The organism is Lysinibacillus sp. FSL R5-0849 (assembly GCF_038595075.1).
Classification (GTDB): domain Bacteria; phylum Bacillota; class Bacilli; order Bacillales_A; family Planococcaceae; genus Lysinibacillus; species Lysinibacillus fusiformis.
Window position 1 is genome coordinate 1,625,357 of sequence record NZ_CP152004.1, and the last position, 24,605, is coordinate 1,649,961.

Consider the following 24,605-nt stretch of genomic DNA (forward strand, 5'->3'; position numbering starts at 1 on the left):
CAAATGAGTACAGCATTAGGAATGGTAGAAACAAAAGGTTTAGTAGGAGCAATCGAAGCAGGAGACGCAATGGTAAAAGCAGCAAGCGTTAATTTAGTAGGTAAAGTACATGTTGGTGGCGGTATCGTAACGGTTCTTGTTCGTGGAGATGTAGGTGCTGTAAAAGCAGCAACAGATGCAGGTGCAGCAGCAGCACAACGTGTAGGGGAACTTTTATCAGTTCATGTAATCCCACGTCCACACCATGAATTAGAAATGATTTTACCAAAAGCAGAAGCTTAATATATCAGCAATGAGAGCTGATCCAACTAAAGGATAGCTCTCCTTCTGTCATCAAGTAACAACAATCCATTTAATATAGAGGTGGCTAACGTGACAACAGCAACAAAAACATTTCCAGTGGCCATTTCGGCTCGTCATATTCATCTAAGTGAAGCGGACTTACAAGCACTTTTTGGTCCACAAGCAACGTTAACAAAGGATTTTGACTTATCACAGCCTGGACAATTTGCGGCAAAGGAGCGTGTCTCCATTGAGGGACCGAAAGGCGTTATCCATAATGTCCGAGTACTTGGTCCAGTAAGAGCAGCTACGCAAGTGGAAGTCAGCCGAACAGATGCGATGAAACTAGGGGTAACCCCTCCGCTGAGACAGTCAGGAGATATTGACCATTCAGCAGGCATCAAAATTAGTAGCCAACATCATGAATTGACCATTGAGCAAGGAGTCATTATTGCACAGGCACATATTCATATGACTGAGGAAGACGCGAAAGCATTGGAAGTCCAAAATAATGATTTGGTTTCTGTAGAAGTAATCAGTGACCGCCCAGTTACATTCCGTGGTGTAGTTGTACGCATTTCCAATGATTTTAGTTTGGAAATGCACATTGATACGGATGAAGCAAACGCTGGTTTTATTGAACAACAGGCACAAGGAACTTTAGTAAAAGTAACAACGTAAGGAGGAGGCAAGATGCAAGAAAAATTAGTGCAAAAAATTGTTGAAGAAGTTCTGCAGCAAGTTTTAAAAAATCAATCTTCCCCTCCACATGACGGTAAAATTCCAATTGGTGTATCCGCCCGCCATGTCCACCTTGCACAAGCAGAAGTGGAACAGCTCTTTGGTGAGAATTATCAGCTTACACCAAAGTTTGAGCTTTCCCAACCTGGGCAATTTGCTGCGGAGGAAACCGTAGTCATTGCTGGTCCAAAAGGATCGATTGAGCGTGTACGTATACTGGGTCCAGCTCGTTCATTGTCTCAAGTGGAAGTTAGCTGGACAGATGCCATGAAACTAGGGATAAAACCCCCATTAAGAATTTCAGGTGATATACAAGGCTCTAGCCCAGTTACATTGATTGGTCCAAAGGGGAGTGTCGTGCTAAATGAAGGACTCATTATTGCACAAGCCCACATTCATATGTCCCCAGAAGACAGTGCGAAATTCAATGTAATGGATGGACAGTCTGTACAAATCAAGGTAGAAGGTATTCGCCCAATTATTTTATCGAATGTGGTTATCCGTGTATCAGAGCGTTATCGATTAGAGATGCATATTGATACAGATGAAGCCAATGCAGGTTTAATTCAGCAAGGAACAGTAGCAGAAATTGTTCAGCATCAAGTGAATGAGCAACCGATTCCAGTGAAAGAGCAGTCTCCAGTCGTAGCAAAGGTAGAAAAACCAGCTATTTATCATTATGACAAAAAGCTACTTTCACAACTGGAAGTGCTAGAAATAGATGCGCAAGAAATTGTCGTGCCAAAGAAAACCATTGTAACGGCGTTAGCCTATGATAAGCTGCGAGAGTTAAATAAAACGTTAACAATCCGTTCTGAGTAGCAAATTAATCTGTGTAACATAAAGAGGGTGAAGTTCATGCAAATGGGAAGAGTGATAGGCAGTGTATGGGCAACACGTAAGGAGGAAGGGCTGAATGGTTTAAAACTACTAATCATTCAACCAATTGACTCCAATCAACAGCCGATTCGCACTGAAATTGTAGCAGCTGATCGTATCGGTGCAGGGATTGGTGATGATGTCCTAATAACAAGTGGCGGTTCATCACGCTATATTATGAAAGAAAATCCGTTACCAATCGATGCAGTTGTTATAGGTATTATTGATTCTACTGAAGTGATGAGAGGTGAGGACAATGAGTAGCGCAATTGGCATGATTGAAACAAAAGGATTGGTAGGTTCTTATGAAGCGGCTGATGCGATGATTAAATCTTCTGACGTGACAATCGTCAAGCAGGAATTCGTTGATGGTGGCATTGTGACTGTGGTCGTGAAAGGTGACGTAGGTTCTGTACAAGCAGCAGTAGAAGCTGGAAAAGCGGCTGCTATGCGTGTTGGAGAATTATTAGGCGCTCACGTAATTCCAAGACCTGATGACGAGGTATTCCAAATGATTAATGGACCAGAGGTACCGAAGAAAAAGCCGGCTTCTACATCTACATCAACACGTGCTAAAAAAACAACCGAAGCAACACCAGCGACAGATAATCGAGGTGAAGCATAATGGCATTTCGTAAAAATAAAATCGCTGTGATTGGTGCCGGTCATACTGGTTCTACATTGAGTTTATTTTTAGCACAAAAGGAACTAGGCGATGTCGTGCTCGTTGATATACCCGAAGCTGAGAACCCAACTAAAGGGAAGGCATTGGATTTATTACAGACAGGCCCAATAGAAAAGTTTAATGTATCTATTAAAGGGACGAGTAATTATGAGGATATTGCTGGTGCAGATATCGTAGTCATTACAGCAGGAATCCCTCGAAAACCAGGCATGAGCCGTGATGATTTAGTGACAACGAATGCTAAAATTATTCAACAGGTTTCAAGACAAATAAAACACTATGCTCCAAATAGTATTGTCCTCGTGTTAAGTAATCCGGTTGATGCCATGACGTATGTATGTCACAAGGAAACAGGCTTTGCTAAAAATCGTATCATTGGTCAGTCTGGTGTGTTAGATACAGCTCGCTTCAACACGTTTGTTGCACAGGAGCTACAAATTGCACCTGAAGATGTCTCTGGCTTTGTGCTAGGTGGACATGGTGATGAAATGGTACCATTAATTCGTTATTCCTATGCAGGAGGTATTCCGCTAGAAAAACTCATCCCCCAGGATAGACTCCAGCAAATCGTCGAACGTACACGTAAAGGTGGCGGTGAAATTGTCGGTTTATTAGGCAATGGTAGTGCGTATTATGCACCAGCTGCTGCATGCGCGCAAATGGTCGAAATCATTATGAAAGATCAACGAAAAATTGTCCCTTCTATTGCCCTATTAGAAGGTGAATATGGGTACCAAAACCTGTATCTAGGGGTACCAACAATTTTAGGCGGCAATGGTATCGAATCTGTAATCGAATTGCACCTAACAAATGAAGAACAAGCAGCGCTTCAGCATTCTGCGGAGGCTGTTAAACAAGTAATATCCATTTGCCAAAACATAGAGTAAAGAGACTCTACTTTGATGAATAGAAAGAATCCCCATCTTTCTTTCGATTGAAAATGAATGGCAGCTCCTAAAAATGTTTGATTGGAAACCGAACATTACTCGAAAGCTAGTGAAAATTCTCCTAAATATATACCTCTCTTTGATTAAGAGAGGACGAGCTGTAGCAAGCGCATCGTTTGCTACAGTTTTTTTATTTTGTAAAAAGTGCTTTTATGCAAATAAGTTAAAGGAAGTTGACTTTGCCCTAAGGGGAAAGTGTATAACGGATATAAGACATAAATGAAAGGGAGAAGTGATGGTGTGATATCAATTGGTGAATTTTCGAAAATTTGTGGTGTATCAACGAAAACGCTCCGCTATTACAGTGAAATTGGTTTAATTCATCCTGAGGAGATAAATGAAGAAAACGGCTATCGCTATTATTCCATTAAACAATTGAAAAAAATGCTCTTTATTAATCGTTTAAAATCCTATCAATTATCGCTTGAGGAAATCAAAACGCTCGTAATGATGGAAGAACACGAGCAAGAAGAAAAACTATATGGTGTCCTCAGACAAAAGAAAAGGGAATTGCAGGAGCGTATGAAGGCTTATGATTTTACAGTGAAGCAAATCAATCATGATTTACTCCATATAAAGAAGGGTGTATCAATTATGTCTTATCTGGATGATATACCTATCAAACTCGTTGAGACGAAGCAGCAGACAATACTGACTAGACGGCAGTTGCTGACTGGTGAAGATTATAAAGAGGGATATCACCATTTTTTCCAAACACTCTATGAGAAAATCGCTAAGGAGCAATACACCCTACTTGGGAAGCCGATGACGATTTATCATAGTGCTGAATATGATCCTCTTGGTAATGATACTGAATTTGCTATTCCTATTAAAGAATCAGTGAACGGAACAAGAGATTTTCCAGGAGGACTTTGTGCAAAATCCGTGTTAAAAGGCGCTTATAATGAATTATCTGCAATTTATGCCAATTTACTAGAGTGGGTGAAAAAAGAGGGCTATGAGCTAGTGGATTCTCCTTATGAAATTTATATAACAGATCCCAATCAAGAGCAGCATACGGAAGACTGGCTAACAGAAGTTTATTTTCCAATCAAGAAAAAATAATAAGGAGGTTGAAATGATGGGAGTTAATTGGAATATACCTGCATCAGATAGATTGAGCTTGAATGAATCCTTTATAAAGGAAGCGTATCGTAATATAACAGGTATTGTAATTATCAGAAATGGCAAGCTAGCATATGAAAATTATTTTCAGAAGAACGACTCAGAGCAAGCACAGCATGTGGCATCGGTCACTAAGAGTGTACTATCCGCACTTATCGGCATTGCCATCGATAAAGGTTTTATTAAGAGTGTCGAACAACGGGTATTGGACTTCTTTCCTGAGTATCGAACAGATGATGACGTTAAACAAAAAATGAATATACGACATCTTTTAACAATGACAGTTCCCTATCCGTTTCAGGATTGGCATGAGCCACTCGATATTTTATGTCAGCAAGATGATTGGGTGAAATATATCCTCAATAGTATGGGGGAGGGAGGAGCAGTCGGCCATTTTAAGTATTCCTCAGCAGGAGCTCATTTACTTTCTGCCATTCTGACGCAGAGCACAGGAAAGACGGCCCTTGCATTTGCCAATGAATATTTATTTCAACCGATAGGAATAAAAGAAATCCCGAATTATCCAATGACTGGCTATGGTTTTGACGATTTATTCGGAAAAAACGTGAAAGGATGGGTGCATGATCCGAATGGGCTTTCTACAGGCGGCTGGGGATTAACAATGACGACAAGAGATATGGCCCGAATAGGCTCTTTATATATGAATAAGGGTTTATGGAATCACCAAAGAATCCTGTCAAAAGCATGGATTCAAGAATCTATCGCGGGAAATTCACATCATTATGGCTATTTATGGTGGCTACGAGAGGAGGAAGATTTCTTTTCTTATGCTGCAGTTGGCGATGGCGGCAATATAATCTGTTGTATTCCTTCACTGAACACAGTAGTTGCTATCTCTTCACTCTTTATGGTCAATGCTCCAGATAGATGGTCGTTTATCAAGGAACATATTATTCCAGCATTAATGCAATAATATCACAACCTATATCATAACAAACCTTATCACCTCTACTATAATCAAAGGAGGAGGGATGAGGGTGAATAACATCATACAGGAGATGATTGATTGGATTGAAGATCATCTCTTAGAAGGCTTTTCATTAGAACATTTAGGGAAGGATATGGGCTATTCCTCGTATTATTGTTCGTTTAAATTCCATCAAATAACGGGGATCACAATTAAAAAATATGTTTCATTACGCAAGGTATATTTGGCCTCTGAAGCATTAAAAAAGTCGGAAGAAAAAATGATCGATATTGCCTTACATTATGGCTTTTCAACACAGGAGTCCTTTTCTAGAGCCTTTAAAAAGGTCTTTGGTTTAAGCCCTCATGAATTCCGAAAGTCCCCACAACCTTTGCAAACATTTGTAAAAAAGAATTTAAAGGATGAAAGAGGATGGTTTACAATGGATATTTCTTCAAAACTAAAAATTGAAGCATTGCAAGAGAAAATACATGCGCAATATGATCAAGCGATATTGAATGTTTTAAATGGTCAAATGATGTACGAGGAGTTTTCGAAACAGCAATTAATGGGGAACAGTGATTATGTACCTTTTAATGAAGCCATGTGTACCAATCAAACAGCAAGCCCTATTTTGGGTGAAGAATTTAACAAAATTCGTGCCGCTGGACACCAAGTAGCGGTCCAGGACTATGAGCGTATAACAGTGAATCCTTTAAAGTCATTGTGGACCAAAAACTATCAATGTATCGTTTTATGGTTTGGGGATGATATGTTTTGTCAAATGAACTTGCTAACTGTACTTGCTTTTCTGGAGCAGCAAAAATACGAAGGCAAAGTTTATTTCCATATGGTACAGGAAGCGACCTATGATGTGAATGAAATTGAGATCGTGCTTGGAGACTATTTAAAGATTTATCAAGACGTTTTGATCCGCCATCGTATCCCAGAGGAAACGCTTTTACCAGTAATGTATCAGGGCATACAATTATATTTTGACTATTTAAAAGAAGAAAATGATATTTCTACTTATATTATGAAACATGTTGATCAGTCATCACAGGAATTGTTAACACAATTATTTCGCCTCTTTCCTCAATATGGGCTCGGAGATACTCAGTATTTAAAAATAATAGATAAAGTGAAAAATGAAAAATCTGAGTAAAACTACTAAACGGCCCACAATATACAAAATTTTCGAAAATATGATAAACTTATAGCACAAGGAGGATGAAAGCATGACTGTTCAACAATTTACTGACTATGTTAAGAAGATGCAGCATTATGAGGAAGCACTCAATGTAATTTATTGGGATATGAGAACGGGAGCACCTAAAAAAGGGTTAGCACAACGTTCAGAGGTAATAGGTACATTATCAGCCTCCTTATTTGATATGCAAACGAGTGAAGAATTAGGTGAGCTACTATTAGCCTTAGAGGCACAAAAATCAGATCTTGATTATGTGACACTTCGTTTAGTGGAAGAAGTAAGAAAGAATTACGATCAAAATAAAAAAATTCCTGCTGAAGAGTATAAACAATTTGTAATTCTACAATCAAAGGCGGAAACGGCATGGGAAGAAGCAAAGGAAAGCAATAATTTTGAACTATTCCTACCATTTTTAGAGGAAATCATTCAATGGCAAAAAAAATTCATTCAATATTGGGGCATTAAAAATGGATCTTCCTATAATACATTGCTCGATTTATATGAACCAGACATGACGACAGATGTATTAGACCAAGTATTTGGTGATTTACGAGAATCCATTATAACACTTGTACAAAAAATTGCTGATTCATCGAATAAACCGGACACAAGCATGTTATTTAAGCATTTTCCACGTGAAGCTCAGCGTGAACTATCACTAGAGATGCTAGCTCAACTTGGTTACGACTTTGATGCTGGCCGTTTAGATGAAAGTGTGCATCCATTTATGATTGGCTTAAACTATGGTGATGCTCGTATTACGACTAAGTATGATGAAAATGACTTCCGTTCAGCTATTTTTGGTACAATTCATGAATGCGGTCACGCGATGTATGAGCAAAACATTGATGAAAAACTTGCAGGTCTGCCATTAGCCACAGGTACATCAATGGGGATTCATGAATCTCAATCATTATTTTATGAAAATTTTGTTGGCAGAAATGAAAAGTTCTGGGAGCATAACTATGAGCGCCTTCAACACTTCTCACCAGCTCAATTTGGTGATGTTGCATTAGCCGATTTTTTACGTGCCATTAATATGGTCGAACCATCTTTTATTCGTATTGAAGCGGATGAATTAACGTATCCACTACATATCATGATTCGCTATGAAATTGAACGTGATCTGTTCAATGGGGAATTACAAGCGAAGGATCTCCCACAAGTATGGAATGATAAATATGAGGAATATTTAGGTATTCGCCCTGAGACAGATGCAATGGGAGTACTACAAGACATGCATTGGTCAGGTGGCATGTTCGGTTACTTCCCATCCTATGCGTTAGGAATGATTTATGCAGCACAATGGAAGCATGCGATGGATAAGGATATTCCTCATTTTGATGAGTTATTAGAAAAGGGCGAGCTTCTACCTATTCGTGAGTGGCTAACAGATAAAGTTCATCAATATGGAGCATTGAAAAAGCCATTTGAATTGCTACAGGAGGCGACAGGGGAAGGCTTAAATGCCAAGTATCTTGCAAACTACTTACAAGAAAAATATACAAAGCTATATCAGTTATAAAAAAAAAGCGATTTCTCTATAATGAGAAATCGCTTTTTTTCTAAATACTTACCACAATTGATAGCCTTTGGAGCCGGCCGGTGAATTCGAAATAATATCGAAAATTGGCACGGTGTAAGCGAATAAAATTAAGGCTACTAAAATGACAAGCCACACTTTAAAGTTTTCTAAAATAGCCGGTGTCGGACCACTAAGCTCATGTACATCCCCAATAGGGAACTCTTCTTCACCCTTAGGAGCAAACCAAGCTAATTTCACGACGATATAAATAATGATTAGGATGGCGATAAAAAGAATCGTTCCTCCCACAGCCTGTGCAATTTGATAAGGAATCCAATCGTATGCCTGTGAAGCACCACCATATTCTGAGTAATCTGACCGACGGGGTGCACCGATAAGACCAGCAATATGCATAGCAGAAGACATAATAGTCATACCGACTGCCCATAAGATACCAGCGAAATTACTAAGATTGTTTAAAGCCTTTGTTAAAGTACGTCCTGTTAAATGTGGAATTAACCAGAAGGCCGCACCAAAGTATGTTAGAACAACAGCGGTTGCAATTGTTAAATGGAAATGCCCAGTCACCCAAATAGTGTTATGGATTAATTGGTTCATTTGATAGGAGGCATTGACAATACCGCCAGCACCACCAGGAATGAATGCCACCATACCGATAAATGGAACGAAGAAACGAGAATCTTTCCAAGGTAATTTTTTGAACCATCCGAACAGTCCTTTTCCACCTAATTCTCGACCACGTAATTCGAACATGGCAAACATCGAGAAGGCTGTCATTAAAGATGGAACGATTACAGCAAATGTTAAGACAACTTGAATGAACTTCCATGTACTATCTATACCAGGCTCTGTTAACTGATGGTGAATCCCAACAGGAATAGAGAAGAGTAAGAACAGCATAAACGAAAGTCTTGCTAAAGAATCGGAGAAAATTTTTCCGCCAATGACCTTTGGAATAATCACGTACCAAACCATATAAGCAGGTAATAGCCAGAAGTAAACAAGTGCATGACCGAAATACCAGAAAAGGGTACGAGATAGGGCAACATCGACACGTTCAATTAAACCTAATGACCATGGTAACAGTTGGATTAATACTGAAGCTGCCACACCAAGTGTTGCAACGAACCACATTAAATTATTTACAACTACCATAAATGATAATAATGGGCTAGGCTGACCGCTACCTTTATTTTCTTTGCGCCATTGAGCATAGCGTAAAATTTGACCTGCGCCGCCCACCCAAGAACCAACAACGACTAGTGTAAGGCCTAAATAGAAAATCCAGTGTGCCTTTAGCGGTGCATAAAACGTATAAAGAACAGTTGCTTTATTCAATAAAACCATTGTTGCCGCAGCGGCTGTACCGATTGTCATTAACCAAAAGCCAATCCAACCAAGTCTGCGTTGACTGTTAGTAAATGTACCAGAAGTACGACTTACACTGGCAATTTGGAAACCGTAAATAAAGAATGTAGTTAAAATAAGACCGAGTAATACTCCGTGTACGGTTAACACTTGGTAGTAGCCAATGCCCGCTGGTAAAGTAAATTGACCAGAACGTACAAATACTTGTAATAAACCTGCAAGACCACCTAATAGCAATGCGATAAATGCCACATATATATGCGCCATTGCTAGCTTTGCATCGCGACGATCTACTTTTGTCATTGAATTAGTGTGACTCATTTGAATCCACCACCTTTAGCATAGAGTGCATCATCGTATGTCCTGTACCACAATATTCATTACATACGATTAAAAACTCGCCTACTTTGTTTACTACTGTTACATATTCTGAAATATAACCAGGCTCAAGCATCATGTTGATATTCGTACCTGCAACTTCAAAACCGTGCATGACATCTTCGCTTGTTGCGATGAATTTTACCTTTGCACCAAGTGGTACCTCAATTTGTGGAGGATTATAATTGAATGCAGAGGCTATTATGACTACCTCATAATCCCAATCTTTGCCCTCTACCTTATGGACTCCTGGATTATCAAAAGGTGCTGTCTCTTTCACTTTCTCGTAATCTAGTGTTTTTTTACCATTGTTCGGATGGGAGCCTTGATGAAATGCTCCGATACCGAGAATGATTAGGAATGCGACTAAAGTAGCAACTCCGAACACAAGCCAATACTTCTCATACTTATGTATGTGCATATGTTTCTTTCCCTTCCTCGTAGATTAAAACCGTCCAATGAACAAATCAAAGCAGTACACCCAAAGTAAAATAATGATGATACCTACTCCAAAAACTGCATAGAGTGAACCTTTTAAATTCTCATCTGACTTCTTTTTATTTGCCATTTTTGCTCCTCCTACGCTTTTTATAGTTGGTGTTTCTTACAGTCATCATATATAAATTCAATGCAATTTGATGTGAAAAAAATCACACTTCTAGACAAATTGTGTGAAGAAAGTGTGAAGAATGTAGGGGAGAAAAAAACAAGCTATCTCAAAAGTCATCGAGATAGCTTGTTTCATTGTTATATTTAGCTTTTTTTTAATAAAAACAATAGATGTTAAGGAAGTATGATCAATGTATATAGGCGAATGGCAAATTTAAAACATATATGCTGTATGCTCTTGCATATAATGTCTTATTTGGCATAGACTTTAAACCTAGCTTTCTACTCCGCTTCTTCCTCAATTGTTAATAGAACTGTTAGGGCACCGACGCTTGGGACCGAAACTGGGAGAGCAAAGGCCTTCTCAAAGCCATATAATTTTGTATTGCCCACCATCACAGTTGGCGGAGTGATGTCAATTTCTAAGCTTTCTTGCCCAACAGCTGTACATAAATTTCCTGCAATCATGTTACCAAATTCCCCTGTAAAGGATTCTAGCATTTCTCCTTCAAGCGGCATACCGAACATCGTACTACCGATTCCACTGAACACTTCAGGAGAGGAGTCAATGATGACACGACCCTTTAAATCTCCGACTAAACCAATTAATACACCCATTTGCTGCTGTTGAAAGGGTTCAGAAATAATACTAGGCGACTTTACTTCTATATCCATAGGTAGAATTGATTTTAAAGCGTGAATAGTCCCGTTTAAAATAGTTTGAAAGTACTTCGAATTACTCATCATTACCGCATCCTTTTTCCGACTTTTCTACATCTTACCATGTAAAAAGGGTAAGATGAAAGTATGTCTTGACGAATTAACAGGAAATTTATAATATATTAGTGAGAATGATTTTCAAATTCAATGAATTGGTCTGAAAGACACGAGAAAAACACTACATTAAATGAAAAGGAGCGGTCAGCAATGACATTCGTATTGATTGGAACAGCTGTAGCCATCTATATTGGAGTAGGGAAATACGTCATGAAACAGGCGACTGCACATTTGAAATAAGAAATTATATAAGAAAAAAACATAAAGCATGGTCCGAGCACTCGGGACCATGCTTTTTTGTATTTTTCGAAAGGTAAAAAGATATCTTAGCGGTTTACAAACAGTATTAATTGTTTTTCTGAAATAATTATAATAAATAGAATTTTTATTTTTTTCTGAAAACTATTGAAATAACCTGTTAACCTCTGATAAAATTTTAAAAAATGGAATCGCGTTTCATAATATGGAACGGAGGGGGAAAAATGGGATTGAATATTTTAGAAGTAAAGGATTTGAAAATAGGTATTCAGCAAAATAAAAAGGATATTTCCATTGTGAATGGGGTGTCATTTCAACTTGAAAAAGGTAAAACATTGGGGATTGTAGGGGAATCTGGTTGTGGAAAAAGTATGACATCCTTATCTCTTATGGGGTTATTGCCTTCTGGAGTTGAATGGCAAAATGGAGAGATTTACATAGATCAAAAACAAATTCCTAAAAAATTGAAGAAGGAATGGCGAAAGATTCGTGGGAAAAAAATTTCAATGATATTTCAGGAACCGATGAGCTCCCTTAATCCAGTGTATAAGGTAGGCTCCCAAATCATTGAAATGATTCATAGTCATGAAAAAATTTCAAAAAAAGAGGCACATGAGCGAGCGGTTGATATGCTTCGCCTTGTTGGTATTCCTCGTCCCGATAAAGTGGTGAATGAATATCCACACCAATTATCTGGTGGTATGAGACAACGGGTGATGATTGCCATGGCATTGGCTTGTGGACCAGAAATATTAATCGCAGACGAGCCTACTACTGCATTAGATGTAACTATTCAGGCACAAATTCTAGAGCTAATGAAAGACATACAAGAAAAACTGGACATGTCCATTATTTTAATTACCCATGACCTTGGCGTTGTGGCTGAAATCTGTGAGAAAGTGATTGTCATGTATGCGGGTGAAATAGTTGAAGAAGCAAATGTGTTGGACTTATTTGATCATCCGCTCCATCCCTATACGAAAGGGTTACTAAACTCATTGCCGGATATTGAGACAGAGCAAGAGTATCTTCCGTCTATTGAGGGTGTGGTGCCATCACCAGCCGATATGCCAGCAGGTTGTAGATTTTTCGATCGATGTGAATTTGCAACTGAAAAATGTAAACAGAAACCAGAGTTATTTACTACGTCCATTGGTAGCACGGTTAGATGCTGGTTATATGAAAAGGATGATGTGGGAGGAGGAATTGTAAATGAGCAGTCCATTGTTAGAGGTTAAACACTTGAAAAAATATTTTCCAGTGAAGGGATCACGTTCGGGAAATTTAAAAGCAGTAGATGATGTTTCATTTTTTGTCAACGAAGGTGAGGTTTTAGGAATAGTAGGGGAATCAGGTTGTGGAAAATCCACAATGGGCAAAACACTCATTCAGCTTCTAACACCTACAGAGGGCGAAATTTTGCTGAATGGAGAAAATATAGCCACACTTAGCGCCAAAGAGGTACGTCAAAAACGTCGTGATATGCAAATCATTTTCCAGGACCCTTTTTCTTCCCTTAATCCTCGTATGAAGGTTTTCAAAATAATTGAAGAACCTTTAGTGAATTTTGGAATCGGTACAAAGGAAGAACGGAAACAACGTGTTTTTGAGGTTGCCAAACAAGTTGGGCTTACAGAAAAGCAGCTAGAACGTTTTCCACATGAATTTTCAGGCGGTCAAAGACAGCGCATTGGAATTGCCAGGGCACTTGTATCAAATCCTAAATTGATTGTTGCAGATGAACCGGTATCGGCACTAGATGTATCCATTCAGTCTCAAGTGCTAAATATAATGAAAGATTTAAAAAGGGATATGAATCTTACCTATATTTTTATATCCCATGATTTAAGTGTCGTGCATCATTTTTGTGATCGTATAGGGGTGATGTACTTAGGGAAGATAGTGGAATTAGCTGACAAACATGAATTGTTTAATAATCCGAAGCATCCCTACACGAAAGCATTACTTTCTGCATTACCGAAGTCTCATCCTTCAACGGTTAAAGAACGAATTGTCCTTAGTGGAGATGTGCCAAATCCAGCGAATCCGCCATCAGGATGCACTTTCCATACGCGGTGTCCAAGCTGTATGGAGATTTGTAAAGTGACACCACCGAAATTGAAAAAAATTAGTGATCAACATGAAGTTTCTTGTTTACTTTATGAAGAACAAATGGAGCGATTAACATGAGCAAAACATTGGAAAAAGGGATCAATATTTTAACGTTATTTACGGAAGAAAAACCTTCTTGGCGGTTAGACGAACTAGCTATAGAAACCGATATTCCTAAACCGACCTTACATAGATTTCTAAAAACATTTACGGATTTAGGCGTATTAAAACGGCCATATGTTCAAAGTGGTGGACAGGTAGTTTTAAGTGATCATTATTTACTAGGGAATAAACTAATTGAATTGGGGGCAATAGCTGCTAATTCCATAGAGATTCGTTCGTTAGCCATTCCATATATGAAAATGTTACAACAGAAATTTGATTTGGCTGTTCAATTAGTAGTATTGGATGAAACGGACGGCCTTTATATAGAAAAAATAGAAAGTCTAAAGCCGGTTCTATTATATACAAGAGTCGGAAGAAGAGCACCTCTTTACGCAGGCGCTTGCTCACGTATTCTTTTATCTTTTCAATGTGAAGAGAAAATTAACGAGGTTCTTCATAAACCTCGAAAAAAATATGCGAGTGGAACCCCTCATACGGATAAAGAAATTCATGAACTAATTGAATTTGGTAAGACAAATGGCTATGCCTACAGCGTGTCAGAACTAGAAGAAGGAACTGTATCAATAGCGGTGCCAATTTTTAATAGTGATCGAAAAGTAGAGTACTCCATTAGTATTGCTGGTATAGAATCACTACTACCACAAGAAAAAATTAATATGTTTTTAGAGGGACTGTGGGAAACTGCTGCGTTAATTTCGGCTGAACTAGGTTATTCGATGCCATATCCTTATGGCGTATAAATAGCACAAACATAAAAGGGGATGAACAATAATGAAGAAACAAAAATGGCTAGCGCTATTACTAGTTTGCATGATGATTATTTTGTCAGCATGTAGTGGCGGTACATCAACAAAAGAGGATAGTAAAAATAGTAGCAAATCTTCTGGAGAAAACGCTGCGCTCACAAGGGGTAATGAATTAGTTGTCCGTGTGGCAGGAGATCCTCAAAACTGGGACCCGATTGATACGTTTTTACTGTCTTGGAGTACCGTAGCAACATCAGTATTTGAAGGATTAGTTAGTCGTTCTTTAGATTTAGAAATTCAACCTGGATTAGCGGAATCTTGGGAATATAAAGATGAAAAAACAATTGTCTTCCAATTACGCCAAGGCGTTACCTTCCATAATGGTGAACCATTTAATGCGGAGGCCGTTAAATTTACTTTTGATCGTCTGCTAGGTGATGAAGGTCAAAAAGGTCCTCAATATTCAAATTACACTTCCATTGATCATGTTGAAGTAACGGGTGAATATGAAGTAACGATGCACTTAAATTCTATAGATCCAGTATTACTTACAAAACTATCAGGTTATGGTGCCGTAATCGTACCACCTAAATATATTCAAGAACAGGGAGCAGAGAATTTTGATATGAAACCTGTTGGTACAGGTCCGTTTAAAATGACAGATTATCAACGAGATAAACAAGTGGTAATTGAACGTAATGAAGATTATTGGAATAAAGATGCTATTAAACTAGATAAAGTTACATTTAAAGTAATTCCAGAAACAGCAACAGCACTTGCAGAATTACAAACAGGCAATATTGATATTATGACACGTTTGGAAGTTTCTCAAGCTGCAACAGCAGAAGGAACTGACTTTATTGAATTAATGGAAGTGTCTACACCTACAGCTTATTCAATTCGTTTTGATACGGCGCAAAAGCCAGTTGATGATGTACGTGTTCGTCAAGCTATTAACTATGCTATCGATAAAGAAACGATTGTAAAAGAAATTTTAGGTGGCTATGGGAATCTGATAAGCTCATTCCAAAGTGATTTATCATTTGGCTATAATAACGATTTAGAGCCATATCCATATGATCCTGAAAAGGCAAAAGAATTGCTGGCTGAAGCGAAAGTTCCTGAAGGTACTACATTAGATTTCTTTATTCCAGGTACAGATGGAACATTTAAAGAGATTGCACAAGCAGTAGCGTTTTACTTAGAGGAAGTTGGAATTAAAGTATCGATTAATAGTGTGGAAAATACGACATTCCAATCAGAGTTAATTCCTCAAGGAAAAGCTGGTCATATGTATAAAAATGGTTGGGGTGGCTGGACGCTGGACTTTGATAATACCGCTTATTTAATGTATCACGAGGGAGAATTCTGGAACCCATCCTATAAAAATGACAAAGTAGAACAATTATTAGCAGCAGAGCGTGCCACTATTGATAATGACGAAAGACAAAAGGTCTTTAAAGAGCTTACAGAAGTATTATATGAAGATGCAACTGAAGTCAACTTATATTCTGAAGTTGAAATATACGCAGTGAATAAACGAATAAAAGGCTTCCAACCACCACATGATGGCCGCTTTAATTTTGCAGGTGTCACTGTCGAGTAAGTAAAAAATTAAGAGATAGTATGTTAGCATACTATCTCTTTCACTTCACATTAGGAGGATGGAATTATGCTTTCCTATATTCTACGACGTTTGTCGCATACCGTGCTGGTGATCATTGCGGTTTCATTAATTATATTTTTCTCCATTCGTTTAACAGGTGACCCCGTAAGTATAATGTTTGGGGCTGGTGAACCTTCACAGCAGGCAGTAGAAGAACTGACAGCCAAACTCGGTTTAGATAAGCCTGTTTGGGAGCAATACATCATATTTATGAAGGATTTAGTAACACTTGATTTTGGTACGTCCTATCGTTCCAATAGCCCTGTTTTAGAGATGTTACTCGAACGAGCGTGGCCGACAATTGCGCTTGCTTTAGGTGGAATGGCAGTGGCATTGTTAATAGCTGTTCCGCTAGGTATTTTATCAGCCATTTATAAAGGAAAATCCATTGATGTGTTTAGTCGTATTTTTTCTTTGTTAGGTATTTCCTTCCCTAATTTTTGGTTGGCGTTCATGCTAATTTTAATTTTTGCTGTTCAACTAAAATGGCTGCCAGTATCCGGATTTGATGGATTTAGCTCATTAGTTTTGCCGTCCGTTGCCTTAGGGCTTATCTTATCTGGTATTTTAGTTCGATTAATTCGTACGTCTATGCTGGAAGTACTTAAAATGCAATACGTCACAACTGCACGGGCGAAAGGTATAAGAGAATGGCTAGTTATCATTAAACATGCTTTCCGCAATGCTTTATTGCCAACTGTAACATTTGTTGGTTTACAGTTTGGGGGGCTTTTAGGAGGTGCGGTTATTGTCGAGCAAGTCTTTTCTTGGCCAGGAATTGGAAGGTTGATTGTTGATTCTATTAATCAACGAGACTATCCTGTGGTCCAGGGAGGAATCATACTTTTAGCATTGATTATGATTTTAGTAAATCTAATCGTTGATTTATGCTACTCATTGATTAACCCGAAAATTAGAACTGGAAGAGGTGAGCAATAATGACTCAAATAATGGAAACAGAAGCAATCGAAATAAAAAAAGCCAATAAAATAGTAACAGTTCTGAAATTCATGAAGAACAATCCAACAGGCATCATAGGCTTATTATTGGTTGTCACTACGATACTATGTGCTATATTTGCGCCATATATTGCTCCCTATGATCCGGGGGCGGCTAGCTTAGGGCATCGGCTTGACCTACCCAAATGGCTAGATGATACTGGTAAATCCGAATACTTACTCGGAGGAGATCAGGTTGGGCGTGATTTGCTAAGTAGAATTATTTACGGAGCACGTATATCTCTATTAGTCGGCATTTGTGGCGTAATCATTTCATTAGTGCTTGGTACATTTCTAGGAATTGTTTCAGGTTACTTTGGGAAATGGATGGATGATTTAATTATGCGGCTAGCTGAAGTTCAAATGGGGCTACCGTTTATTTTACTAGCCATCGTCATCATGAGTGTTTTTGGAACAGGTATTGAAAAAATTATTATTATCCTAGGACTTACATATTGGGTTAGTTTTGCGAGATTAATTCGAGGAGAGATTTTGGCTTTAAAGGAACAAGAGTATATCCAAGCAGCAAAGGCAATTGGTGGGACACATTTCAAAATAATCATTAAGCATATACTTCCTAATGTTGCCTCCTCCATTTTAGTGTTAGCAACGATGTGTATTGCAGAGTTTATTTTATTGGAGGCCTCTTTAACATTTTTAGGGTTAGGTGTGGAGCCTACAGTACCTTCATGGGGAGGAATGTTAGCAGATAGTCGAAATTATATGACCTCAGCTTGGTGGATATCTGTTTTCCCAGGGGTGGCCATTATGTTAACTGTTTTAGGCTTTAATTTATTGGGAGATTGGTTGCGAGATCGCTTAGATCCAAATATGAAAGTTTAGGTGATATGATGAACTCTATAATTTTTTCTAGTTTATTTCAAAAGAATGAAACGAAAAAAAAGCCTTCTTTATTTATAGATTTACCTAAAGATTTAGCTCCATTAGGATTAATTGATTTTTGCTTACGTTTAGGCTTTGAAGCAAATGAAGTAGACTTTGATTTATTTCAGCCAGCCAATCAGTCCTATACAATGAAGTTTTTACAGCATACTAGCACATTTATTTCACAAGATGACTCAACATGGATCATTTATTATGAGAGTGAATTAGCACTTTCTACATGGTTAAGTGCAATAGCCAGTGAAGGAATGGTCGACACCCAAACGGACAGCCCTTTAACGGATTATGAAAATTTAAGTCATCTTTGGTCAGCCTATGGCACGGGTGAAAAGGATGAGGCACATCCCCAGCAACATGTAAGTGTGAAAATGAATATACAAGAAGAATTAAAGACAAATGCTCTATTAAAAGAGACTTGCTATCTAGCATTGCGTTTAGGCCTATATGCCACATCTATTTCATTACCAGCTATAACATCAGAAGAGCGACATATAACTATTTCATTCAAGCACGAAAACGAAAGTTATATGGAATTGACCGCCAAAAATGCCATTCAAATCTGTGGTACGAAAGAAAGCCTACCGACCGTTATCCATACCATTGCAACAGCAAAGCATGTGTCTGAGGGTGGACTGCTTGGAGTTTGGGAGTTAAACGAAAAACAAATGAATGAAGCGGCTATTTTAATGGACGAAAAATGGAGCGATGAATCTGAAGCTTCGTACATGATAAAAGCATTAGAAGAAGAACAAGATAAAGCGTTAGAGGCTGAAATTTATATGACGGCCACTAAAAAAAATCGTGATCAATTTAAGCTAGATTTATATGAAAAATTTTCAAATTTGACAACCATTAAAGTTCGCTCTGCCTTTAAAACAGGGTTATACTGGATATTAGAGGAAGTACTTCCATCTGTCGAGGGGCGCTTTGAACATGTAAAAATAGTATGTAAGGATGGGGTAAGTGTAAACGGCTTAGAGCAACATAATCGCTGGATTATGGAGCTATATCCAGTGGATGAAATGATTGAGATGCAATATGGCATACCTAAGGAGCATGTGCAATTTGAGCTTTCCAGCACGCAACAACATGTGTATAGAGTATTTGTAGATGATCAGTTAATAGCTGAGCTCACTCCACCTATTAGTGAAGTGGATTATGTTGATGGTCAGAAAAAAGCTTATCCAACTACTGCTGGGTATAGATTATTCAACAAGACAGAGCGAGTGCAGGAGAACATCATATTTTCTGATCGTGAACGTTTCTATAAATACTATATGAAGGAATTATTGCCACGAATGGTGAAAAAGTTAAAAATAGATACCCATAACGTTGATCAAGCTCAGCTATTTCCATTATTCGATCGAATTGAAATCGACTTTACTTCTTCTGGAATCGAAGAAGAAATAGGCGTCCAGCAAGAAGCGAACTCATCGTTTGAGGCGTTATACGAGGATTTATACTTTAATACTTTAGACTATTTTCATGAGCTTGGTCGCCAGTTAGTTAATCAGCCTTACAAAGCTCCAGGTGGTGTTATTCCTTATATTCATATAGAACAAGATTTGTATAAGCCTATTAAAAGTGCCATAAAGGTTTACCAGTGGAATGACAAACCGATGGCGGAACCCGTTACAAAGCGAATCTTGTTTAATCAAGAAGGACAGTTTGACACTGTAGAAATGTCTATCGGTAATAAACTGAAGGTCACTAAGGCAAAAACCTTTTTAAAACACAACATGAAAAATATAATTCCATTAGTAGAGCGTTGTAAACAATACTCAGAGGTCAAATTGAATTATGGAGATATATCTTATAAAGGTACTGTCATTCCATTTTTAGAGGTGACGGAACCTATTACGAGTGAATATTATTCAGGGCTAAAAAAATCAGATGAAAAACATACGATTGTTTTTGAAGCTGGCCATCATCCAAATGAAGTATCTAGCACTCCTGCGATTTTGGCGCTAATGGAAGATATTATTTGTCAGCAACCAGAAATATTAAAAAAAATGAATGTCATTATTATCCCTTTAGCGAACCCTGATGGCTATGAAATCATGGAATGTTTGACAAAGGAGCATCCGAAGTGGAAGCATCATGCTGCAAGATTTAATGCGGTGGGATTAGAATTTGCCCATGTGAAATTCCGAAAAAGTGTGTTCGGTGAGGCAAATGTATTACCACTTATCTTAAAAAAATGGGCTCCAGATATTGTTATTGATGACCATGGAATACCAGCTCGTGAGTGGGTTCAACCGTTCGCAGGTTACGCCTGCCCACCTATTTTCCCAGTTTCTTATACGGTTCCAAGTGCCAAAATTTATGGGATTGGTCGTTATGCAGATGATGATACGAAGGAAATTCAGGCCAAAAATCTGGACCTAGTAGCGGAAAGAGTTAATAGGATGTTTGATGGATCTACGTTTGCTCAAGAAAATGCGTATTGGCGAGATCGATACTATAAATATGGAACAACGTGGGATCCAGATAAATACCCGATTGAGGAAATGGGGAATATTAACTTTTATCGTAGTATGGAAGTAACACCTACGTATTCATCAGTTAGTATTTTACGTTATCCACAGTGGGTCGCTTTAGATATCATTTCGGAAGTTGCAGATGAAATCGTTTATGGTGAGGAATTACTATCGTGTATGGCAGCCCATCAATTATTTAATCAGGCAATTTTAGAAGCTGCACTAGCTACTCCTGTAAATAAACAAAAACAATCTGGACGCTACATAAAAAAACGTCCGATAGAAATTAGGTGACTAACACATGACAAACATATTATTAACGGGATTTGAGCCATTTTTAGATTATAAGCTCAATCCAACTATGCAAATTGTAGAAAACTTAGATGGCGAAAAGATAGAAGACTATCATATTATAGGAAGAATTTTATCTGTAGATTTTCAACAATCTGCCGAGCAGCTAAAGCGATATATAGAGGAAATACAACCGCAAATCATTATTTCTTTAGGGCTCGCAGGGGGTCGTTATAAACTAACGCCTGAGCGAATTGCTATTAATGTGAAAGATGGGGAGCCCGATAATAACGGCTACACACCTGTGGATGAGAGCATTCAAGAGGAGGGGGCAGATGCCTATCTGACGAATTTACCAATTCGCCAGATGGTTAATCGTTTACAAGCAGAGGGCTATCCGGCTGAAATCTCTAATACAGCAGGTACTTACTTATGCAATAACATTATGTATGAGGGGCTTGTGTATGCGCAGCAACATGAAGGGGTACGTGCTGGCTTTATACATATACCTGCTTCCTTTGAATTGGCCATCCAACATGGCAAAATTCCAGGCTGGCATATTCGTGATTTAATCGCTGCTGTGAAGCTTTGCATTGAGGAGACAATACGTGCAGGTAATCATTGAATTTCCTTATTCAATGTGGATTAGCAAGAATACGATTCGCTTTTCCTTTAAGGAAGAAATATCCCACCCAAACTTTTCTGCAGTACAAGCATTTAATCGATTTCTGAAAAAACAACTACGACACAATCTTGTCGAGTGTGTTGCAAGCTATCATACAGTTACAGCATATGTGAAACAACGAATAGATGTAGACCTTTTAAGAAGGCAATGGCTGGACAGTCAAGCATCCACAGTCATTGATGACAGAACGAATAGACTATTAAAAATCCCAGTTTGCTATGATGAAGAATTTGCCTTAGATAGGCAACGAGTGATGGACTATACGGGTCTATCATTTGAGGACATGAAAATGTTACACATGTCCAAAAGCTATTACGTTTATTTAATTGGCTTTTTGCCAGGCTTTCCGTATCTTGGAGAACTTGATTCTAAATTATTTGTGCCTCGTTTAGAAAAGCCGAGAGCGTCGGTGTCTGCAAGTTCTGTTGGGGTTGGAGGTGGACAAACAGGGATCTATCCTGTCGATTCACCTGGTGGCTGGAATATTATTGGAAGGACGCCATTAGAGCTTTTTAATGTCAATGGTAAAGAGCCATTCCTATTTGAACTTGGTGATGAAGTTCAGTTTTATGAAATAACTAAGCAACAATATTGGGAAATGAAAAGCAAAGGAGTGTAGCGATTGAAGCCACTTCTGCTCATAACAAAACAAGGGGTTTATGGTAGCTTACAAGATAAAGGAAGGTTTGGCTATCGGGCATTTGGTATTCCGTTATCTGGACCAATGGATTATGTTTCATTTCAAGCGGCCCAGCTAATTTTACAAAATCATCATAACCAAACTTCTTTCGAAATGTTCGTGGGTGGTTTTGAATTTGAGGCAATGGCTGATGGGGTCTATGTTTTAACAGGCGGTCATGGGGTATGCATGATCAATGATGCAGCCATTGAAATGTGGAAAACATTCCATTTAACAAAGGGTGATAGGTTAACGATTAAGAGTGTGAGTCAAGGCTCTATCATTTACTTGACACCGCTGGGAGGGTTTACTTCAAAATTGCAGCTTGGCAGTACCTCATACCTCTCTCAGGGGAATCTAGGTATGGTCCATGCAAAAGGAAGTATTTTATATGGACAAATAGCCCCGCCATTAAAATATAATAGAGGTCTTTATGCTCCGTATCGTCCGACTTTTGACAATACGATTACTGTTAGAATTTTTAAGGGTCCTCATTTTCATTTATTTACAGGAGAGAGTCAGCAACAATTTTTGCAAAATCCTTTCCAGTTTAGCGGTGGTAATCGAATGGGCTATTATTTAAAAGGCCCTGTTTTACAGTTAAAAGAAATGAAGGAAATTCTATCTGAAGCGACACAGTTTGGCTCAATTCAAGTGCCTCAAAATGGGAATCCCATCATCTTAATGGCCGATGCTCAAACAGTAGGAGGCTATCCTATTATGGCCACTGTACATGAAGATGATTTACATAAAGTAGCCCAAATGCGTATGTTTAGCACAATACATTTTGCACTGGAGGAAATGTGATACGAATGGATATTAATTGTGATCTAGGAGAAAGCTATGAAGCGTTTTTGACCGGAAGAGATGAAGAGATACTAGATTATGTGACATCAATAAATATTGCGTGTGGCTACCATGCGGGTGATCATTCCATTATGCACCAAACAGTTCGGAATGCAATTCGCAAAAATGTTCATATTGGTGCACACCCTGGGTATCCTGATCGTGAAGGCTTCGGGCGAAGGGATATGGCGTTTAGCCCAGCAGAAATTTACGATATGATTGTCTATCAGGTAGGGGCACTGCAAGCGTATGTCCATATCGAAAAAGGGACAGTACATCATATCAAGCCCCACGGAGCACTATATAATCAAAGTGCAAATGATAAGGAGAAAGCTTCAGCCATTGTTCATGCGGTGTATGATCTTCATCCTCAGCTTATTTTATATTGTTTAGCGGGTAGCCAAATGGCAGAAATCGCAAGGGATAAGGGTCTTCAAGTATATGAGGAGGTTTTTTCTGATCGCCGTTATCACTCTAATGGCACATTAGTGAGCAGACAGGAACCGAATGCCTTAATACAAACTGAAGAAGAAATGCTGGAGCATGTCAAAGGTATTTTAACGGCAAATGAAGTATTGTCTATAGAGTCTCAAAAAATAAAAGTAGCGGCGCACACCTTATGTATTCATGGAGATGGTCCACATGCCTTGGACTTTGCTAAAAAGATTGCTGCTCTTAGGAGGCAACTACATCAACAATAAAGTAGATGGCTTCAGCATAATGGATTGAAACACAAAAAAGTTCGCATAAAGGGCGAACTTTTTTGATTGGAAGAGCATTTTTATTTTACATACATTTTTCTGTGATTCTTGGCGTCCTCAATAAGACCAATTAGCCGCATCACTATGTAAGTTACCACTAATCCGATACAAGCACCTGCTAACACATCTAAAGGGTAGTGTACACCGATAAAAATTCTCGAAAATGCCATAAAGCAGGCCAGCAAGATGAGGACAGCTCCAATTTTTCTTCGTTTCCAAAACAAAGCAAATGCTAAGGCAAATGCACCTGCCGCATGATTACTAGGAAATGATGGGTCTAGATTTGATTTTTCAAGTAATAATATTACGCTATGATTGACGAATGGACGTGGTCGAAAATACACCATCTCTATTATTTTATCGATACCAAGTGTAAGAATAGCAATCGTTACGGCGTATAATACTATTTTTCTATTTTCATGCTGATTTTGAGAGTTTGAAAACCATAGCCATATCAATATTAATCCAAATAGGATAGGGCCATATTTTGAAAACAAGAGGACAAGTTGATCAAAAATAGGGTATTGTCCTGCAAACTGGTTAAGTAATTTAAAAAGCTGATAATCTATCGTCATATTT

General features: G+C 38.4%; 26 protein-coding genes. 21 read left to right on the plus strand and 5 right to left on the minus strand.

Translation table 11 applies throughout. The annotated features are described in order from the left end of the window. Positions 1-3: 3 nt before the first annotated feature. From MKY80_RS07675 to MKY80_RS07720, 10 genes are all read left to right on the plus strand, one after another. Positions 4-282, plus strand: coding sequence for a BMC domain-containing protein (locus tag MKY80_RS07675; RefSeq protein ID WP_008176438.1), 279 nt, complete (start codon positions 4-6; stop codon positions 280-282). A 90-nt stretch (positions 283-372) separates the two neighbouring features. Beyond that, positions 373-963 carry a phosphate propanoyltransferase gene (locus MKY80_RS07680; RefSeq protein ID WP_342532443.1) on the plus strand — a complete coding sequence of 197 codons (591 nt, stop codon included), beginning with the start codon at positions 373-375 and terminating at the stop codon, positions 961-963. Between the two features lie 12 nt (positions 964-975). Then, positions 976-1,845 (plus strand): phosphate propanoyltransferase, encoded by an 870-nt coding sequence (locus tag MKY80_RS07685; RefSeq protein ID WP_008176435.1) that lies wholly within the window; start codon positions 976-978, stop codon positions 1,843-1,845. A 36-nt stretch (positions 1,846-1,881) separates the two neighbouring features. Next, positions 1,882-2,166 (plus strand): EutN/CcmL family microcompartment protein, encoded by a 285-nt coding sequence (locus MKY80_RS07690; RefSeq protein ID WP_008176433.1) that lies wholly within the window; start codon positions 1,882-1,884, stop codon positions 2,164-2,166. Beyond that, positions 2,159-2,527: a BMC domain-containing protein gene (locus MKY80_RS07695; protein ID WP_342532447.1), complete on the plus strand. Its 369-nt coding sequence runs from the start codon at positions 2,159-2,161 to the stop codon at positions 2,525-2,527. The genes MKY80_RS07690 and MKY80_RS07695 overlap by 8 nt, the downstream gene beginning before the upstream one ends. Continuing rightward, the gene (gene mdh, locus MKY80_RS07700) at positions 2,527-3,474 is read left to right on the plus strand and encodes a malate dehydrogenase (protein WP_239354408.1); all 948 of its coding nucleotides are present in this window, start codon (positions 2,527-2,529) and stop codon (positions 3,472-3,474) included. Before MKY80_RS07695 ends, mdh begins: the two co-directional genes overlap by 1 nt. Before the next feature lie 300 nt (positions 3,475-3,774). After that, positions 3,775-4,599, plus strand: a complete 825-nt coding sequence (locus MKY80_RS07705; protein ID WP_107922002.1) for a MerR family transcriptional regulator — start codon at positions 3,775-3,777, stop codon at positions 4,597-4,599. A 13-nt stretch (positions 4,600-4,612) separates the two neighbouring features. After that, positions 4,613-5,593 (plus strand): serine hydrolase, encoded by a 981-nt coding sequence (locus MKY80_RS07710; RefSeq protein WP_239354409.1) that lies wholly within the window; start codon positions 4,613-4,615, stop codon positions 5,591-5,593. A 64-nt stretch (positions 5,594-5,657) separates the two neighbouring features. Further along, positions 5,658-6,752 (plus strand): AraC family transcriptional regulator, encoded by a 1,095-nt coding sequence (locus MKY80_RS07715; protein ID WP_342532450.1) that lies wholly within the window; start codon positions 5,658-5,660, stop codon positions 6,750-6,752. Between the two features lie 73 nt (positions 6,753-6,825). Beyond that, positions 6,826-8,322 carry a carboxypeptidase M32 gene (locus tag MKY80_RS07720; RefSeq protein ID WP_239354414.1) on the plus strand — a complete coding sequence of 499 codons (1,497 nt, stop codon included), beginning with the start codon at positions 6,826-6,828 and terminating at the stop codon, positions 8,320-8,322. 48 nt (positions 8,323-8,370) lie between these two features. On the opposite strand, the gene MKY80_RS07725 is transcribed toward MKY80_RS07720, so the two are convergent. The 4 genes from MKY80_RS07725 to MKY80_RS07740 form a co-directional block, all read right to left on the minus strand. Beyond that, positions 8,371-10,032, minus strand: a complete 1,662-nt coding sequence (locus MKY80_RS07725) for a b(o/a)3-type cytochrome-c oxidase subunit 1 (protein ID WP_089985098.1) — start codon at positions 10,030-10,032, stop codon at positions 8,371-8,373. Beyond that, the gene (locus MKY80_RS07730; protein ID WP_312144378.1) at positions 10,019-10,510 is read right to left on the minus strand and encodes a cytochrome B5; all 492 of its coding nucleotides are present in this window, start codon (positions 10,508-10,510) and stop codon (positions 10,019-10,021) included. Before MKY80_RS07730 ends, MKY80_RS07725 begins: the two co-directional genes overlap by 14 nt. A 24-nt stretch (positions 10,511-10,534) precedes the next feature. Next, the gene (locus tag MKY80_RS07735) at positions 10,535-10,657 is read right to left on the minus strand and encodes a hypothetical protein (protein WP_009370491.1); all 123 of its coding nucleotides are present in this window, start codon (positions 10,655-10,657) and stop codon (positions 10,535-10,537) included. Between the two features lie 323 nt (positions 10,658-10,980). Beyond that, positions 10,981-11,442 carry a chemotaxis protein CheX gene (locus MKY80_RS07740; RefSeq protein ID WP_008176411.1) on the minus strand — a complete coding sequence of 154 codons (462 nt, stop codon included), beginning with the start codon at positions 11,440-11,442 and terminating at the stop codon, positions 10,981-10,983. A gap of 515 nt (positions 11,443-11,957) precedes the next feature. Between MKY80_RS07740 and MKY80_RS07745 the strand changes: the two genes are divergently transcribed. The 11 genes from MKY80_RS07745 (at position 11,958) to MKY80_RS07795 (ending at position 23,966) form a co-directional block, all read left to right on the plus strand. After that, the gene (locus tag MKY80_RS07745) at positions 11,958-12,971 is read left to right on the plus strand and encodes an ABC transporter ATP-binding protein (protein WP_171365159.1); all 1,014 of its coding nucleotides are present in this window, start codon (positions 11,958-11,960) and stop codon (positions 12,969-12,971) included. Beyond that, positions 12,946-13,923 (plus strand): dipeptide ABC transporter ATP-binding protein, encoded by a 978-nt coding sequence (locus MKY80_RS07750; RefSeq protein ID WP_043990133.1) that lies wholly within the window; start codon positions 12,946-12,948, stop codon positions 13,921-13,923. Before MKY80_RS07745 ends, MKY80_RS07750 begins: the two co-directional genes overlap by 26 nt. Next, a complete protein-coding gene (locus tag MKY80_RS07755; RefSeq protein ID WP_008176403.1) occupies positions 13,920-14,711 on the plus strand; it encodes an IclR family transcriptional regulator in 792 nt (263 codons plus the stop codon). Before MKY80_RS07750 ends, MKY80_RS07755 begins: the two co-directional genes overlap by 4 nt. Before the next feature lie 31 nt (positions 14,712-14,742). Further along, positions 14,743-16,323 (plus strand): ABC transporter substrate-binding protein, encoded by a 1,581-nt coding sequence (locus tag MKY80_RS07760; protein ID WP_008176402.1) that lies wholly within the window; start codon positions 14,743-14,745, stop codon positions 16,321-16,323. A 66-nt stretch (positions 16,324-16,389) separates the two neighbouring features. Further along, the gene (gene nikB / locus MKY80_RS07765; protein ID WP_043990131.1) at positions 16,390-17,322 is read left to right on the plus strand and encodes a nickel ABC transporter permease; all 933 of its coding nucleotides are present in this window, start codon (positions 16,390-16,392) and stop codon (positions 17,320-17,322) included. Continuing rightward, entirely contained in the window at positions 17,322-18,224 is a 903-nt protein-coding gene (locus MKY80_RS07770; RefSeq protein WP_008176398.1) for an ABC transporter permease, read from the plus strand. Before nikB ends, MKY80_RS07770 begins: the two co-directional genes overlap by 1 nt. Positions 18,225-18,229: 5 nt before the next feature. Further along, positions 18,230-21,058 carry a M14 family metallopeptidase gene (locus tag MKY80_RS07775; RefSeq protein ID WP_342532457.1) on the plus strand — a complete coding sequence of 943 codons (2,829 nt, stop codon included), beginning with the start codon at positions 18,230-18,232 and terminating at the stop codon, positions 21,056-21,058. Positions 21,059-21,065: 7 nt separating this feature from the next. Beyond that, positions 21,066-21,680: a pyroglutamyl-peptidase I gene (locus MKY80_RS07780; protein ID WP_008176394.1), complete on the plus strand. Its 615-nt coding sequence runs from the start codon at positions 21,066-21,068 to the stop codon at positions 21,678-21,680. After that, positions 21,664-22,359, plus strand: coding sequence for a 5-oxoprolinase subunit PxpB (pxpB, locus tag MKY80_RS07785; RefSeq protein WP_342532458.1), 696 nt, complete (start codon positions 21,664-21,666; stop codon positions 22,357-22,359). The genes MKY80_RS07780 and pxpB overlap by 17 nt, the downstream gene beginning before the upstream one ends. A 3-nt stretch (positions 22,360-22,362) precedes the next feature. Next, positions 22,363-23,226, plus strand: coding sequence for a biotin-dependent carboxyltransferase family protein (locus MKY80_RS07790; RefSeq protein ID WP_342532459.1), 864 nt, complete (start codon positions 22,363-22,365; stop codon positions 23,224-23,226). Between the two features lie 5 nt (positions 23,227-23,231). Further along, positions 23,232-23,966, plus strand: coding sequence for a 5-oxoprolinase subunit PxpA (locus MKY80_RS07795; RefSeq protein ID WP_008176388.1), 735 nt, complete (start codon positions 23,232-23,234; stop codon positions 23,964-23,966). Between the two features lie 80 nt (positions 23,967-24,046). Here MKY80_RS07795 and MKY80_RS07800 read toward each other — a convergent pair whose 3' ends face one another. Continuing rightward, positions 24,047-24,601 (minus strand): phosphatase PAP2 family protein, encoded by a 555-nt coding sequence (locus MKY80_RS07800; protein ID WP_239354428.1) that lies wholly within the window; start codon positions 24,599-24,601, stop codon positions 24,047-24,049. Between the last annotated feature and the right edge of the window lie 4 nt (positions 24,602-24,605).